Genomic DNA, 13,736 nt, shown 5'->3' with positions numbered 1-13,736 from the left:
TGGAACTGCTCGCGGTTGTCCAGGGCTTCGACTTCGCGTTCGATCGCCTGATCACGGATCTTGCCATCGGTCTGGCGTAGCCAGTTGCCGTCGGCGTCGACGCGCTGCTGTGCTGCCGCGCTGTGCTGCCACACCTGATCACCTTTCGGCACCTTCGGCATGCTCAGGCCATGCGGCAATATCGATTGAATGTAGGGCTTGTTCGGCAGGCCATAAGCAAAGCAAACCACGACCCGCGTGCCTTCCTCCGGAAAGGCATAAATGCCCATTTCCTCGCCACCGGTGGGCAGCGGTAAAGGAACGCCAGTGAGCGGCGGCATGGCCGGATCTGGCTCGTCATCCGGACCGAGTACGACAATGTCGACGGCGTAGCGCGGACGGAAGTCGTCGCACAGTCCGGCATCCGCCGGCGCATCAGCAACGGCGGTAACCCGGGCAAAACGCGGCAGATGGTAACCCCCGGTGAGTTCGGGGAATTGGCGCTCTACAGCGCGGCGGATTGCGTCTTCCATCGGATAGCCATCTGGTCGTTGGCAAGCGACACCGTGGTGATGCGCTCGCCGTTATTGATTGTTGCACCTGGGCGCAACCCGGGAAGGGCCGCGACCATCGCGCTCTGGTTGCCCTGGTAGCCGTCGAACAGCTCCGTGGGAATTTGCAGCGGCGCACGTGCGCCGAAAAAACTGTCGGCCCAACTGCCAGCGAATACTTCACCGTTGCCCAGCTGGTGCCAGGTGAAGTCGGGAATGCTGAACACTCGGGCCAAACTGTCCATCGCCTGGTAACCGGCAGCGAGGCTGTAGAAAAACGGCGCCTTCACGCTGGCATAAGGCCGATCGGGGACACGAAAGCGCAGCCCGGTTTGTTCGCTGACCTCGGCCAGCACGGCGCGCAGATCCACATGACGCAGGTTCAACGGAAGCGGATTGGCCAGCACGGCGGCCAGCTCACGGCAGAACAGCACCTGTTCGACCGCGTTGGCGGCCGTGCAGCGCTCGACGTAGCCGATAAAGTGCCGTTGCAGCGTGCCCTCGTTGTAGCCGATATCCAGCGTCACCAGCCCTTTCAGGGCCGCAGGGGATTGAACTGTGAAGTTCGCCCGGCCTGGGCTGATAGCGTCCAGCCTGACGTCCTCCTTGATGAGAGCGATGGGGGCGCCGTTGATGGAAAGTATTTTGTGCAGTTTCACGTCTGCTCACTCCCAAGCCACTTATCCACACGGCCCAGCACTTTTTCAAAACCGCTCAGCGCGGGGTTGTCGTTGGTTGCGTCACCGGCACCGCCTTCGCCGACCGTACTGCCCGGGGCGCCTTGAGCGTCTACCTTGTTGCCTGCGCGCCGGCCTTCGACTTTCTCCGGGTTCGATTCGCGTTCGCTCAGCGTGAATTGCACAAGCCAGGCTTTCAGGGTGTCGGCTTCCCGCGCACTGACGCCGTCGGAGAACTCCACCTGACGCACGCCGAAGGTTTCGGCCGTGTCGTTCACGATCCGGTACAGATGCAACTGACCGCCGCCGGCGGTGGCTTCAGCCATGCGTAACAGATCCGTCAGCTGGGTTTTATCCACAAAGGGAATCATCAGCGAAACGGCCAGCGTCTTGGGCTTGAAGCCCTTGTGCGCCTTGTCGGTGTTGCTGGTCTGGCCGGACATATCGCCGCTTTCGATTCGCAGGTTGGCCGTGACTTTGAGGTTCTTGCCCTGGACTTTTTGCCCGTCGAGTAGCAGCGTCATAGGCCCACCAATTCCTGGACGAAGCTCAGCCCTTCTTTGCTGCCGACCAACAACAAGCCGGCGCACTGAATCCATTCGTGGCCCGGGGCATCGCCGGCCAGCAGTTCGCGGCGTAGTTCGCCGGCAGTGCCCGGGCCGATCAGCCGCGCGCGCACGCTGACGTCAGGGTTTCCACCAGCCAGTAGCTCTTTCAGATCAGCCAATTGCTTATCCCGTCCCTGCTGCTGGGCGCTCTTGCGCGCTGCCAGCGCTGCCAGATCGGCCAACGGCGAGCTGTCGGCGGCGTAGCCTTCCAGCACGGCTATTTGCCCCGCCATCGACTGTTTGGCGGCTTTGACCACGGTGCAACGTTCCAGCGGCAAACCTTGCCAGCGCGGCAACGGTCCAGCGCCGGGGATCTCCCACTTTTCGCTCTCCAGTTTCAGCAGGTGTTGCGCCCGGCGCTCGGTGCGCACCAGGTCAGGGATAGGAAGCAGTGCATTGAATCGCGCCAAGCTGCTGGCCAGTTGTTCCAGACGCGTGCCCAGGAACAGGATCGACAGCGCGTATTGCGGCCCGGTGGGGCGTCCGCTGTCGCTGGCGTCTTCCAGTTTTTTGGCGAGATGTTCCAGCGCGTTGGGCGCTGACAGAAAGCGCTGATAGCCCCCGCCCTGGCCAACGCCGCTTTGAAATGGAGTAACCACCAGGCACGCTGGAACCTGACCCATCTGCTCGGCCAGCGCTGCACGTCCAGACGCGATCGCACTTTGGGCGGCGTCACCGACTGGCCCCGGGTTCGTGCTGACCAGACCGCTCAGTCCAGCCAGACGCTGGGCGGTGCTGGCCAGCTCGCCGCCGGCCAGATCCTTTGCAGCAGATAGTCCGCCCATCCACTGCGTGGCCTGCTCTGGCCAGCGCATCGTCACCGGTGCCCAGGTCATGCCGGCGGCGTCCAGGTGATGGCTTTCATGGCCTTCAGATCTTTGTCCTTCTGAGCCTTCGCCACAGCTTGGCGCAGTGTTTCCGCGTGCTGTTGCGCCGCTTGCCGGAAACGCACCAGGTCAAGGCTGACCTTCTGCAGCTGGGCGATCGTATGTGGTCGGAAAGCCAACACCTGGTCGGCGTCATAGCAGGGGTAAACATCGTCCAGACCCAGCAGCACCTGGCCGTTTAAATTCACCTGGTCATCGATGGCACTGCTGTAGTGGTATGGCTCACCCAAGGCGCTGGAATTGAAGCCGCGGGCAATATAGGCCGTGCAGTCGGCGCCGATCACTTGCAGCTTCTTGTCCCGGAGCGCGGCCAGCACGGCGTCGATGTCTTCGATCCATTCGCCGTCCTTCCAGATCTGGTTCGGCCCAGGCTTTTTCATGGTGTAGCCCGACGGCACCGGTTCGAAGCCTTTAAGCGTCAGCGGCTCACCGGTGTCGGTGCTGTACACCACGACACCGCCGAAGTAATCCACCAACTGCCACGCCGTGCCATTCCACCACGCGGCTTTGTGTTCCGAGATGGCGGGCGGTGCCGTTTCCACGCAACCACCGGGAATCAGGTAAACACCCGGCTCCAGCGGCGATTCTTCAGCCTTCACGGCACCAATGAAAATGCCCAGGTGATTGGTCTGATAAACGAGTTTTTCAGTCATGCTCGATCTCAATACTTGATGCAGTAATAAAGGGCCATGTTCTTCGGCCGGGTTTCGGTACCGCCGGCGGCGGCGACAGTCACGCCGTGGGTGTGGGCACCGCCGCCACTGACGCCGACGTTGTGCGCATGCTGGCCAGCAGCGCCGATGCCGACGTTGTGTGCGTGGTTGCCCTGGTAGTCGGTGCGCATCGGCTGGTTGTCTGCGTTTTTGCCACCCGGCATCTCAAGATCAACGATGTTGCCGCCACCGGATGGGTAGCCCACGGAAATGCCCTGGCCCGATGCGGCGATCCGCCAGCCGTGGTCGTGGTTACCCTGTGCGTCCGTCCAGGCACCGTGGGTGTGATTGCCTTGCGCATCTGTCCAGGCGGTGTGCAAGTGATCACCGACAGCAGCGGCCGAGGCGGCGTGAGCGTGAGACTGCAATGCCATATCCTGAAACGAGCCGAATGCTCGGCCGGCATCCAACCCGCGCCCGTCGTCAAACGCACGGGGGAACAGACCGCGCATGTCCGGCACATTGAAGGTGGTCGTCCCATCGCCTACGCCGTAGAACGTCCCAATTCGCGCAAACAGGCCCGCAAACGCCGTGCGTGAGATCGCGGCGCCGTTACAGGCGAGCCAGCCGGCCGGCGCCGTATACATGCTGAAACCCGCGACCATTCCCGTTAAAGAATCGCCGACTTGCTTGTGCAATTTGTTCAGCGCGGCCGTCGTTGCCAGAATCTCGCTGCTGTTGGTGGCCGGATCATCGCTCTTGGCGTTGGGCAGGTTTTCGAGTTGCACGTCCTCCTTGGTCGTGCCCCGGGCGCGAAGATTCGCGTAGTCACCGTCTCGCGCCGCGAAGTGTTGAACGAGTGGCCCGGCGATTGGCTCGGGCTGGCGTTCGTCCCAAAACGCGGTCGGGGACGTGTAATGGGCGATCGGCACGCAGTAATGGCGAACGCCGGCGGCGTCGGTGTAGTCGGCCTTTTCGCCGTAGACGACTTTCCACGTCGCTGCCCGATCGTTCAACTGCCGTTCCAGGCAAACGTCGAGGATGATTTTTCCTGCAGGGATAGCGCCGGTGATTGGCAGCGCCTTCGCCAGTGAAACCCGGATACCTTCGATATAAGCCGTACCCGCACCCAATTGGAAGCCGCTTTCGCCTTTGCCGAAGGCCCATGAGTTACCGAAAAAGCAGGCGCGGCCGTACAGCTCTCGATTGCTCAGGCGTTCGCGCTCATCGATGCCGGCGAGGCGCACCGTGAAGTCATGCTGCCAGGTGCTGGCGTCGATCGTGATGCCGGTCAGTTGCATCGCACCGTCATAGGCCACCAGAAAGTTTCGGGTGACGTTGTTGCCGATCTGCTGCGGTGGGATGTTCTTGCGCTTCTGCTGCAGCGGCACGTAGGAAACGGCGAACAGAAGGCCGTCGGCATCTTCAAGGCCGATCCAGTTAAAGTCCCAATCACCAATGTCTGACCCCAACTGGGCGCTGTACACCACTTGGTTGGGGTTCACGAAGCCGGCGTTTTCCGGCGGAATGTCGTAGACGTAAACGATCTGGCCGGCCGGCGGTTTGCCGGCGGCTCGATCCACCGGGGTTTCCGGGTTGAGTTGGGGAATGTTGGCAAAGATAAATTTGCTGACGATCAGAGGTTTTTTCTGGCTTTGCTTCAGGGCAATCTGGCTTTCGCCGGCCAAAGTAATACTGGCGCTCACGGTGCGCTCCTACAGGCTGGCGACCAGCGTTTGCTGGTCGTCGTTGAAGTCGATCAGGGCGATTTGCAGCCCCACGGGGGTGATGGTCACGAAGTCATAACGGCGGCAGGTGCGGCCGTACTGTTGGATCAGCACGCGCAACAGTTCAGGGTTCAAAGACAACTGAGCGTTGCTGAACTTAAGCAGCACGACGTCCCAATCGCGGTCGGGCTGGCGCTCCTCGATCTCGACGTAACCCACGCCAAGACGCATAAAAATGCGCTTCAGGCCGGCAGTGCTGCCGGCGTCGACGGAGTTGATAAAGGCGTATTTCACCCGCAGCCGGAACAGGGATTCCGGTTCGCCTTGAAAGCGCGTCACGTCGCGTTGCCATGCCCACAGCTCAAGAATGCTCATGTGGCAGGTGTCGGGATCGATCTGCGAGTAAGGCCAGCGCAGCCAACCGCTGACGGTTTCCCACCACGCCTGAGCAGCAGCCACCAGCTTCGACAGCTCGGTGCCACCGAGCCAGAACGGCAGTTTGATTTTGATCATTGCAGGTTCACCTTTACCGACGTCAGGCGGGGGATGTTCAGACCACTGACGACGTCGACGCCGGGGGCAAACCGCAGTGAGGCGATATCGGCAAACTGCTGGTGCAGTTCCTCCGCGAGCCGACTGAAGCTGAAGCGCGACTGGGGATAAGTGAGCGTCGGTTGATAGTCGCGGGGCGTGCTTTCCCGGAAGGCTGCCCGGATGAATAGCTCGATCTCACCCTTCAGCGAGTCGATTTGCTCAGCGCTCAAATTCGGTTGCGGCCAGAGGCTCATCGCGACACCCACTGGCACTTCCGGCATGACCATGGCCAGCAGATCATCACCGTGTCCGTGGTTGCCCAAGTCGCGGATGTGCGAATTGATTTGCTCCAGGTAGGTCACCGCTGGCACACCCGCGTCGAACAGCACGTAGGCATTTGCACTGCCCGGCCCACGCGGTGCACCGTGTTCAAAGTAAACGCCGTCCGGACGAACGCCCGGGAAGGCCGAGATCATGGCGCGATACACCGCGTCGGTGTGCCACTGGTTCACCGCCGAGAACTGGTTGCGCACGCGCAAACGCAGCTGGTCGTTTGGCTCCGGATCCGCACCTGGCGAATCCAGCCAACCGTCCTTGTTCACCACCTGGACAATGCCCGGTACCGGAACTGGCAGGATGGCGTAGTAACCCGGGGCGAGGTTGAAGCCACTGCCGGATTCGATCGCCTCCACCGGTACTTCCAGCTGCAGCTGGCCCGCGATGAACGTCGCCGGCGCCGTGGTAATCAATTGGTACACGTTGCCGTTGATGGCGGCGGACTGCACCACTATGCCTTTTTCCAGCTCCAGAACGCCGTCCGGCAACGCCCTGGTAAACAGCAATTTACCGCGGGCCTTGGTCGCGCCTTTACGCTCGACGTTCACCGCCCAGGCGAGCATGTCCAGCCAGGCATCCACCGCGGTTTTCACAAAGAAGTTCGGCAGCACCGTCAGACACAGAAAATCCAACAGCCACAACACCGGTTTGGTCACCAGCGCCGTCATCACCCGCCAGAACGGCGAATAACTGCTGGTGTTGGCGACCTTGGCGCCTTGGGCTTCGACCTCCTTTTCCCACGCTGCCTTCAAGCCGGCCTCAGTGGTCGGAATGCCGGCGTCGGCAATCACCTTTTTAAAATCGACCTGGCTCACAGACTTACCTCAATCGAACCGAATTTCATGGTTTTCGCAGTGACCAGGTACACGCCTGGTTCCTGCTGGGTGATGCGTGCCGTACCAGGCACCAGGCGCTGATCGTCTTCCACCAACAGTTCCAGCTGCTGGATACAGTCGCGCTGTCGCAACCGATCGCGCTCGGCCACCAGCGTCACCAGCAGCCCGCTATCACGGATCATGTGGGCTATGTCCTGGGCGATGCAGGCGCGGTCATCGATGAGCAACGGCTGGTGTGACGGATCCAGTGCCAGGTCGTTGTTCGCGATCAACAGGTCTACGTACTCGCTCATCCGCCGACCGCCATTGCGACCATGTTTTCCACTTCCATTGGGTTCATCGGTTTGGCGGTGTGAATGTTCACGTTCTCCACATGCGTGCCCTTGTTCTGGCTGCTGTTGTTGTTCTGGATGCTGGTCAGCAAGCCGCCGGGCGGCACCGCCGAAGGGCGTGCCGGCGAAAGGCTGGGGATTGCCGCATTGATGGTTTGCTGGGCTTTCTGCGCCGCGTTGGCGGTGTCGGCGGCATTGGTCGCGGCATCGACGCCAGGCACTTCAGGCATGCCGCCGAAACGCGCTTCGATGTTTACGCCCGGGATGCTGTTTAGCAGCTCGATCACGCCGTTTACGGCCTTGGTGAAAATGCCGACGATGCTGTCCCATGCGGCCTTGGCCATGCCTGACCAACCGCCCATGGAGTTAAACCAGTCGGACAGCTTCTGGAGCTTGTCGGCGACGAACTGGAACGCGGCCGTGTTCATCAGGGCAGACGTCCATTCGTCCCAGTAGTGAACCGCCGCGACAATCACCGCCACCAGGGCGAGAACTCCGACCACGATCCACACCATCGGGTTGGCCAGCAGCGCCGCGTTAACCAGCCAGATCGCGCCCTGCCAAAGCAGCATGGCGCCTCGCACCAGGGCAAGGCCGGCGCTGAGCGTGTAGATCACGGCCATGTAAGCCAGGATCGCCAGTTTCTGCAGGACGAAGCTGGCGACCGTGCGCAGGTTGAGCAACTGCACAACCTTCCACACCGACAACAGGCCCAGCCAGGTCATCCGCGCAACGCCGACCACGACGGTCAACAAAGACATGGCGCCAATGATCGCCATGATGGTCAGTGCGGCGATGCCGATCACCCGGGTGATGTTGGGAAACAGCTGCGACCAACGCACCAGGGTCTTGCCGATGTCGACCATCTTGTTCATGAACGGCGTCAGTACCGGAATCAGCACCTGGCCAAACACCACCCGCATGACTTCGACCAGGGACGCCCACTGTTGCCACGGATCGACCATGGCCCGGGCCATCTGCTCGGCGTTCTCCAGTCCGCGTACCTTGCCCAACTGCTCGATGCCGTTACGCAGTCGATCGGTATCCTTGGCCAGCGCGCCAATCACCTGGGCGCCTTCACCGCCGAAAGCCTCCAACAACTTAGCCCCGGCCGACGCACTGGTCAGATCACCGAACTTGCCCTGCAGCTTGTCCAGAATCGCCATCATCGGCAGGACTTTGCCCTGCTGATCGGTGAACTTCATGCCGAGTTTTTCCGATGCCGCGCCGATGTTTTCGAAGAACGCCTTATAGCGCCCGCCGGCGTCGCCGCCCTCCATGGTGCTGCTCAGCGTGCCGATCACCGCCATCTGTTCGGCAAGGTCGACGCCCGATGTGGTGGCGATCGCGCCGGCCTCCTTGAAGGCGTCTTTCATCGCGGCGCCGCTGGTGCGGAACAACTGCACAGCCAGAGCCGTTTGCCCGCCGAGCTTTTCCACCCACGCGCCCTTACCCATCGCATCCGCTTGGGACTTCTGCAGGTTGTAGAGTGTGCCGACGTATTCGCCCATGGTTTCGGCGTCCGTCTTGGTGGCCTTCGCCAGTAAGTTGCTGGTGTTGGTGAACGTGGCGAGCTGGTTGCCGGCGAGTCCCTTGATAGCGCCCTCAATCAGGTAAGCCGAGGCCACAAAATCCTTGGCGTTCTCGCCATAGCTCACCGCGAATTGCAGCGACTTGGCATTGAGTGCCAACAACGCATCCTCAGCCACGCCCAACGATCGGACGTCGCCCAGGGCGCGATTGACCTCCAACGCCGGTTCCATGGACTCACGGATCCCGACCACAGCAGCGGTCACGCCGCCAAGGCCAAGCCCGATCGTCTTTATGTGTTTTTCACTCTGATCGGCAAGCTCGGAAAAGCCCATTTTCACCTTGCCCAGAGGCGCGGTGACCTTGTCCTGCAAGCTGAGAATGAAAGCCAGGCTGGCGCTACGGTCTGCCAAAGTCGTTACCCGTTCAGCGCAAGGGCGATGCCGTTAGCCACGGCGAACTCCATGCGTCTCCAGTGTTCGTCCTCCAGCCACTTGGCCGTCCCCATCGCCTCGGGCGTGGGTTCGGCACCAGGAAGCCAGCGGTTCGTCAGGGCCATCAACTGGCCCAGTCCGTTTTCGCTTAGGCGCTCAGCGTGCTCGAGCGCTTTTTTACGATCACCTCAACGTTGGGCGCGTACTCCTCGAGCAGCGCGCCGGCGATCTGCATCACCATCACCGGGTTGCCCAGCAGCGGTTTCAGCACGGTTTTTTGTTCCTGCAGCACAGTGGTCATCAACAGGTTGTTGCCCGGGGCGACCTTGTTGGTTTGGGTCAGAGCGTTGAAATACTTAGTGACGTCGGCCGGGGTCAGGTTGAAGGTGAATTCCTGTTCGCCGACTTCCAGGGTGATTTCGGTGTTGTTCTGTTGGCTCATTGGGTAGATCTCTTGTTGAGGTTGGGAAAAGTGGTGTCCTGGTGCGCTGGCGATCGCTGGCACACGCCGAGGGCGTATTGCTGCAGTCCGAGGATCATTTGCCGGCTCAGGGCGAGCTGATCTCGGAGGGTGAAATAATCCGGTCGAGCGTTTGCTGCGAGTTCGGCGCGTCCTGCATCAGCCACTCGGGCGGTCCCGGCGGCGGCGGGCACAGATCCGGCGGTGGTACAGGTGGCGCGGACATGCAGCCGGCCAGTGCCATCGCCAACAGAGCGGCGCAGGCGTTCGTTTTCAGTGCGTGCATCGGTCAATTCCTTGGTGTTTCGTTGGTCGATCGCGTCCCGCTCGGCGAGCATTTCGCCGCTGATGCGTGCCGCTTCCCGCAGGCCGCTGGCCTCCCATTTCGCGCTATCACGCTCGCGCCTGGCTTCGTCGCGCTGGCCTTGGAGCGAGTCAAAACCGATCCAGGCGACCAGGCACAACACGACCAGGAACAAGGCTTGGCGCAGCATCACAAGCCCTCCGCACACAGCCGGGATTCGGCCAGCCGGCGGTTGTGCAGGCCCGGAATAAAGCGCTTCTGGCCCTTGGCGTCAGTCACAAAGGCCCATACCGGCGTCTTGCCGTCCGGCGCCCATGCCAGAGCTTTGCAGCCCTCGGCGATGCGGCCGGCGTTGATAAGCGCGACCGCTCGACTGGCGCAGGTGCTGGTCACGCCGAAGTTGTGGCCATGACTGGTGAGTGCGTCGAACGTGGTCTGTCCCACGTTCGGGTTCGTGATGCACTCGGCCAGCTGCAGCTGCGTTTTGCGGATCACCAGCTGCTCCACCTCGGCGCACTTGGCGGGTGACCAGTAGTCGCCGACAACGACCGGGTAAGGGCTGGTAAACCGGGTGATGCCCTTGCAAACCGTGGGCAGTCCGCCGGCGAGCTTGTCCGCGTAAACGGTGTTCTGGCCGTTGCCTTCCCAGGTGCCCAGGAAGATCACCAGCGGCGTGCTGGCCAGCGCGATCGCACCGGCCATGATCCTGCCGCGCAGGCTCATGGGAACCACATCCGCAACAGTGCCGGCACCACCATCTGCAAGACGGCGCCAACCAGCGTCAGGATGGTCAGCAAGCGCCCGACCTTCGAGCCGATCACGTTGACCGCCAGGGTCAACGCCTGCTGGCCTTTGTTCAGTTCCTTGAGCTGGCCAGTCATGTTTTCGAATTGCTGCTCAAGCTTGGTCACGCGAGTCGGCACGGTTTCGTGACGACCTTCAAACTCGTTCATGCGGTGCTCGATCACGGCAAGTTGCCGCTCCAGCGTTCCCAGACGCGAAGTTTCAGTGGTCATCGGCGTTTACTCTTCTCGACGTCCGTCTGGCACGGGACGCACCGGGTTATGCCACCGTGCGCCTGGCGCGCCGGCGGGATTGGTGTGTCGCAGTCCTGGCAATGGGTCAGGCTCGGCCCGACCGGCACGGGCTTGCTCAACTGGGCCTTTATCGCCTGGTCACGTTGGCGTTGCTCCAGCTCCTGGGCACGGTCGAACCAATCCACCATTAGCGCAGCCCCTCGATCTCTGTCGCAGCCAGGTACGGGACGCCGTTGATGTGGATGAAATCCGGGCTGGTCACGTCGAACGGAACCTTGTGTTTGCTCTTCTCGCCGCCCTTCGGATCGATCGCCAGCAGGCTGGAGAGCTTCACCTTGCAGCCGAATGCTTCCACCCGCAGTTCCTCGTCTTCGCCGGCCTTGGCGAAGAACACCGCATCGAACGGTTTGAGGCCTCGAAAGCTGCCCGCCGAGCGCGCCGCGTCGATCAGCAGGTTGAAGTTGGTGGTATCCAGCTCAAATTCGCCGGCAGCGGCCACGTCACCGTCCACAGTGCCGTCTGGCACACCCCGGGTTTGGGCCACTGCCGAGTTGTCGGTGATATCCAAAGTGCAGCTTTCGACGTGCAGCGCGATATCGCCCAGGCTCACGTCAAAGTTTTTGCCGCCAATCTTCGCCATGGGGCGTTACTCCGTTTTGTCAGTGGAAAGATCCAGAGCGATGTTCGCCGTGAGGTCTTTCGGGCAGTTGAGGGGTTTGAGCTTGATGTAGGCCGCAACCTTGGTTTTGCTGAGCCATTCCAGCACCAGGTCGCCATCCTTCGGCGGCTCAATGTCACCAGGAAACACCTCGCCGGCGAACTTGACGGACTTGGCCATGGCGCGCAGCGGGGCCATCAGTTGGTTGGTGTTGACCGCCATGCTGTTGGGCGTGCTGTTCAAGCGGCGATCGGCGACACGGCGGATCAGTAGCGGGCGAATCAGGCGCGCGGCCTTGTCGGTGATGCGCAGGTACTCCACGACCTGAAAGTCGCTGCCCGGGGTGTCCAACATGTTGCAGTCGCCCCAGTACACGCCCGGGTAATCCGGATAGATCTGCGACACGGAGAGCCGCGCCCGATCCAGCTCACTGCGCACAGCGGACGGCAGCGGGATCAGCTCGCTATCAGTGGGCACTTGGCCAAGTCCCAGCAACGGGCCGGTGGCCACGCGCATTGGGCTATCAGCGATGCTTACCGCCGAGTTGGCCAAGCGACCGGCCAGCACGCCGAGGTCATTACCGTGAAGCTGCGGCACCGTTGCAACGCGTGGTGCGGCCACCCCTACTACCAATGCTTTTTGCTCGGTGAGGTATTGCGCCCAGGTCTGGTCAACGGTGATGCCGGCAGTACTTGCCAGGAAGAAAACACGACGCCCGAAGGTGTTGTTCAGCGCAACGGCAGCGTCGTGCATGGCCTTCAGTTCATCGGCCTTCACTACGGGCTTGGTAACAATCACCGCTTCTACGGAAACGCCCTGTTGCTGCGTTTTCTGCAACGCGGTGGCCCAGTCACCCTCGGGGCCGATCGGTGCCGCGATGCAGGCCCAGCGCTGACCACCGTTCTGGCGTGCCGCAGTGATTTGCGTTTTAAGGTCGCTGGCCGGAATGCCCAGCGCCGTGTCCAGGTCGCTGTCGGTATTCAGCGGGATGAACTGGCCGACGTTTTTGGCGGCGGGACCAATAAAAAGAAAGTAACGCTCAACCTCTGTCACGGCGCCCTGGCCTAGATTGAGATTGTCGACGGTGACTTGACCGAGTGCCATGCAGTGCCTCGTTAGCGGGGTGAAGTTAGGATTTGTTGCAACACCTGGTTAATCAGGAGATTGGTTTCGCGTTCGGTTTCGGCGCCGATGAACTGGCGTTTCGGCAGCGTGATTTCCCAGCTCTGCGCGCCGGTGCTTTCGCTGCGCTGGTCGTCCAGGATCCGGATCAACAGGCCGGCTTTGGCGTAGTTCACATGCTCCTGAATCCACGCCACCGACGGCCGGGTCAGTGTCTTTTTGCCGGCTTGGCGCACACGGAAGCCCAACCGGCGCAAGCGCTTGGCTTGCTTGTCGGTTGCTGCCAAACCCGGTGGGGTCTTGTTCCATCGGCGCATCTGCTGGGCGGTGCGGCGCTCACTGACGCCGTTGTGCTGCTGCGCGGCGACCCATCGGGTCAGGGCGTTTTTCCAGCCCAATTCCGCTTCATCAGCGGACACCCGAGTGACCACCATCAACTTGGCCAGGCCGGCTTCCATCTTCTTTTTGCCCTTGCTGTCGCCCCTGCGTGGGGCGAAGGGCGTGCCGTCCAGGTTCTTCTGCTCACGCACACGCTTGCGGCTCATCGTCCGCACGCGTTTGGTGACCTGGTTCAGCAAGCGGCGGCGCAATTGCGGCGGCAGACTCAGCAACGCCAGTTGTTCGCGTACGCCCAAGCGACCGCGAATGTCGAGTTCGAACGTGCTACGCCCGGCCATCGGTGGCCACCTCGCCGCGCTCTGCAATCCACAGATCAAACGGGACAAAGGCCCAGGTCTTGCCGAAGGCTTCGATCTCGCCGGCAGGGTCTTCGGCCAGATACTGCGGCTCGACAAACTCCAGCGTGATTTCTACGTCGAACAGATCGTTATCCAGAGGCTCCACAAGGAACTCCGGCGCCGGCAGTTCGTGGCGGTCACGGTTGGAGTCGTGTTTTTCCAGCCAACTACCGGCCAACGCCATCATGCGAGCCGGGTTGGCGGCGAAACGCTCCAGGACAATCACGGCGCGATAGTGCATATCGGCAAAGTGCATGCCGTCGACGTCGGGTTTCCAGATCAGCGAAAGCTTTACCTGCTCCGTCCAGCTGTCGAGTTGTTCAGGCTCGACCAG

The 13,736-nt window shown here is 61.7% G+C and carries 19 protein-coding genes and 1 pseudogene; all 20 read right to left on the bottom strand.

What is annotated here, in order from left to right:
* Window positions 1-512 (bottom strand): annotated as a pseudogene (locus L8H52_RS29795) (hypothetical protein); the annotation flags it as partial.
* Window positions 485-1,189, bottom strand: coding sequence for a hypothetical protein (locus L8H52_RS29790; protein WP_242210088.1), 705 nt, complete (start codon window positions 1,187-1,189; stop codon window positions 485-487). The gene L8H52_RS29790 and the pseudogene L8H52_RS29795, both read right to left, overlap by 28 nt.
* The gene (locus tag L8H52_RS29785) at window positions 1,186-1,731 is read right to left on the bottom strand and encodes a DNA-binding protein (RefSeq protein WP_071173496.1); all 546 of its coding nucleotides are present in this window, start codon (window positions 1,729-1,731) and stop codon (window positions 1,186-1,188) included. The genes L8H52_RS29790 and L8H52_RS29785 overlap by 4 nt, the downstream gene beginning before the upstream one ends.
* Window positions 1,728-2,651 (bottom strand): hypothetical protein, encoded by a 924-nt coding sequence (locus L8H52_RS29780; protein WP_242210089.1) that lies wholly within the window; start codon window positions 2,649-2,651, stop codon window positions 1,728-1,730. The genes L8H52_RS29785 and L8H52_RS29780 overlap by 4 nt, the downstream gene beginning before the upstream one ends.
* The gene (locus L8H52_RS29775) at window positions 2,648-3,355 is read right to left on the bottom strand and encodes a hypothetical protein (protein ID WP_242210090.1); all 708 of its coding nucleotides are present in this window, start codon (window positions 3,353-3,355) and stop codon (window positions 2,648-2,650) included. The genes L8H52_RS29780 and L8H52_RS29775 overlap by 4 nt, the downstream gene beginning before the upstream one ends.
* Before the next feature lie 8 nt (window positions 3,356-3,363).
* Window positions 3,364-5,061 carry a phage tail protein gene (locus L8H52_RS29770; RefSeq protein ID WP_242210091.1) on the bottom strand — a complete coding sequence of 566 codons (1,698 nt, stop codon included), beginning with the start codon at window positions 5,059-5,061 and terminating at the stop codon, window positions 3,364-3,366.
* A gap of 9 nt (window positions 5,062-5,070) precedes the next feature.
* Window positions 5,071-5,595, bottom strand: a complete 525-nt coding sequence (locus tag L8H52_RS29765; RefSeq protein WP_141127504.1) for a phage tail protein — start codon at window positions 5,593-5,595, stop codon at window positions 5,071-5,073.
* Complete coding sequence (locus tag L8H52_RS29760) at window positions 5,592-6,767, bottom strand: baseplate J/gp47 family protein (RefSeq protein ID WP_242210092.1); 1,176 nt, start codon at window positions 6,765-6,767, stop codon at window positions 5,592-5,594. Before L8H52_RS29760 ends, L8H52_RS29765 begins: the two co-directional genes overlap by 4 nt.
* Window positions 6,764-7,081: a DUF2590 family protein gene (locus L8H52_RS29755; RefSeq protein WP_116256727.1), complete on the bottom strand. Its 318-nt coding sequence runs from the start codon at window positions 7,079-7,081 to the stop codon at window positions 6,764-6,766. Before L8H52_RS29755 ends, L8H52_RS29760 begins: the two co-directional genes overlap by 4 nt.
* Window positions 7,078-9,063, bottom strand: a complete 1,986-nt coding sequence (locus L8H52_RS29750; protein WP_242210093.1) for a phage tail tape measure protein — start codon at window positions 9,061-9,063, stop codon at window positions 7,078-7,080. Before L8H52_RS29750 ends, L8H52_RS29755 begins: the two co-directional genes overlap by 4 nt.
* 5 nt (window positions 9,064-9,068) lie before the next feature.
* Window positions 9,069-9,209, bottom strand: coding sequence for a hypothetical protein (locus tag L8H52_RS29745; protein ID WP_039013052.1), 141 nt, complete (start codon window positions 9,207-9,209; stop codon window positions 9,069-9,071).
* Between the two features lie 23 nt (window positions 9,210-9,232).
* Window positions 9,233-9,526 carry a putative phage tail assembly chaperone gene (locus L8H52_RS29740; RefSeq protein ID WP_039756535.1) on the bottom strand — a complete coding sequence of 98 codons (294 nt, stop codon included), beginning with the start codon at window positions 9,524-9,526 and terminating at the stop codon, window positions 9,233-9,235.
* Window positions 9,523-10,038, bottom strand: a complete 516-nt coding sequence (locus L8H52_RS29735; RefSeq protein WP_242210094.1) for a lysis system i-spanin subunit Rz — start codon at window positions 10,036-10,038, stop codon at window positions 9,523-9,525. The genes L8H52_RS29740 and L8H52_RS29735 overlap by 4 nt, the downstream gene beginning before the upstream one ends.
* Window positions 10,038-10,571: a lysozyme gene (locus tag L8H52_RS29730; protein ID WP_116256723.1), complete on the bottom strand. Its 534-nt coding sequence runs from the start codon at window positions 10,569-10,571 to the stop codon at window positions 10,038-10,040. The genes L8H52_RS29735 and L8H52_RS29730 overlap by 1 nt, the downstream gene beginning before the upstream one ends.
* Entirely contained in the window at window positions 10,568-10,864 is a 297-nt protein-coding gene (locus L8H52_RS29725; protein ID WP_242210095.1) for a hypothetical protein, read from the bottom strand. The genes L8H52_RS29730 and L8H52_RS29725 overlap by 4 nt, the downstream gene beginning before the upstream one ends.
* On the bottom strand, window positions 10,861-11,073 hold the full coding sequence (locus L8H52_RS29720; protein ID WP_141129909.1) for a TraR/DksA C4-type zinc finger protein: 213 nt from the start codon (window positions 11,071-11,073) through the stop codon (window positions 10,861-10,863). Before L8H52_RS29720 ends, L8H52_RS29725 begins: the two co-directional genes overlap by 4 nt.
* Entirely contained in the window at window positions 11,073-11,525 is a 453-nt protein-coding gene (locus L8H52_RS29715) for a phage protein (RefSeq protein WP_025111123.1), read from the bottom strand. Before L8H52_RS29715 ends, L8H52_RS29720 begins: the two co-directional genes overlap by 1 nt.
* A gap of 6 nt (window positions 11,526-11,531) precedes the next feature.
* Window positions 11,532-12,647, bottom strand: coding sequence for a DUF2586 domain-containing protein (locus L8H52_RS29710; RefSeq protein ID WP_242210096.1), 1,116 nt, complete (start codon window positions 12,645-12,647; stop codon window positions 11,532-11,534).
* A gap of 11 nt (window positions 12,648-12,658) precedes the next feature.
* Window positions 12,659-13,342 carry a phage virion morphogenesis protein gene (locus tag L8H52_RS29705; RefSeq protein ID WP_150708058.1) on the bottom strand — a complete coding sequence of 228 codons (684 nt, stop codon included), beginning with the start codon at window positions 13,340-13,342 and terminating at the stop codon, window positions 12,659-12,661.
* The coding region (locus L8H52_RS29700) for a phage tail protein (protein ID WP_242210097.1) at window positions 13,329-13,736 on the bottom strand (408 nt) is incomplete at its 5' end. The genes L8H52_RS29700 and L8H52_RS29705, both read right to left, overlap by 14 nt.

This window comes from Pseudomonas sp. CROZ-RG-20F-R04-15 (assembly GCF_022662375.1).
Taxonomy (GTDB): domain Bacteria; phylum Pseudomonadota; class Gammaproteobacteria; order Pseudomonadales; family Pseudomonadaceae; genus Aquipseudomonas.
This window is presented reverse-complemented; position numbering and strand designations above follow the sequence as displayed.

Coding starts and splice junctions, on each gene's coding strand:
- L8H52_RS29785 (WP_071173496.1), bottom strand. CDS start 1,731: ATGACGCTGCTACTCGACGGGCAAAAAGTCCAGGGCAAGAACCTCAAA.
- L8H52_RS29780 (WP_242210089.1), bottom strand. CDS start 2,651: ATGACCTGGGCACCGGTGACGATGCGCTGGCCAGAGCAGGCCACGCAG.
- L8H52_RS29775 (WP_242210090.1), bottom strand. CDS start 3,355: ATGACTGAAAAACTCGTTTATCAGACCAATCACCTGGGCATTTTCATT.
- L8H52_RS29765 (WP_141127504.1), bottom strand. CDS start 5,595: ATGATCAAAATCAAACTGCCGTTCTGGCTCGGTGGCACCGAGCTGTCG.
- L8H52_RS29755 (WP_116256727.1), bottom strand. CDS start 7,081: ATGAGCGAGTACGTAGACCTGTTGATCGCGAACAACGACCTGGCACTG.
- L8H52_RS29745 (WP_039013052.1), bottom strand. CDS start 9,209: ATGGCCCTGACGAACCGCTGGCTTCCTGGTGCCGAACCCACGCCCGAG.
- L8H52_RS29740 (WP_039756535.1), bottom strand. CDS start 9,526: ATGAGCCAACAGAACAACACCGAAATCACCCTGGAAGTCGGCGAACAG.
- L8H52_RS29735 (WP_242210094.1), bottom strand. CDS start 10,038: ATGCTGCGCCAAGCCTTGTTCCTGGTCGTGTTGTGCCTGGTCGCCTGG.
- L8H52_RS29730 (WP_116256723.1), bottom strand. CDS start 10,571: ATGAGCCTGCGCGGCAGGATCATGGCCGGTGCGATCGCGCTGGCCAGC.
- L8H52_RS29725 (WP_242210095.1), bottom strand. CDS start 10,864: ATGACCACTGAAACTTCGCGTCTGGGAACGCTGGAGCGGCAACTTGCC.
- L8H52_RS29720 (WP_141129909.1), bottom strand. CDS start 11,073: ATGGTGGATTGGTTCGACCGTGCCCAGGAGCTGGAGCAACGCCAACGT.
- L8H52_RS29715 (WP_025111123.1), bottom strand. CDS start 11,525: ATGGCGAAGATTGGCGGCAAAAACTTTGACGTGAGCCTGGGCGATATC.
- L8H52_RS29710 (WP_242210096.1), bottom strand. CDS start 12,647: ATGGCACTCGGTCAAGTCACCGTCGACAATCTCAATCTAGGCCAGGGC.
- L8H52_RS29705 (WP_150708058.1), bottom strand. CDS start 13,342: ATGGCCGGGCGTAGCACGTTCGAACTCGACATTCGCGGTCGCTTGGGC.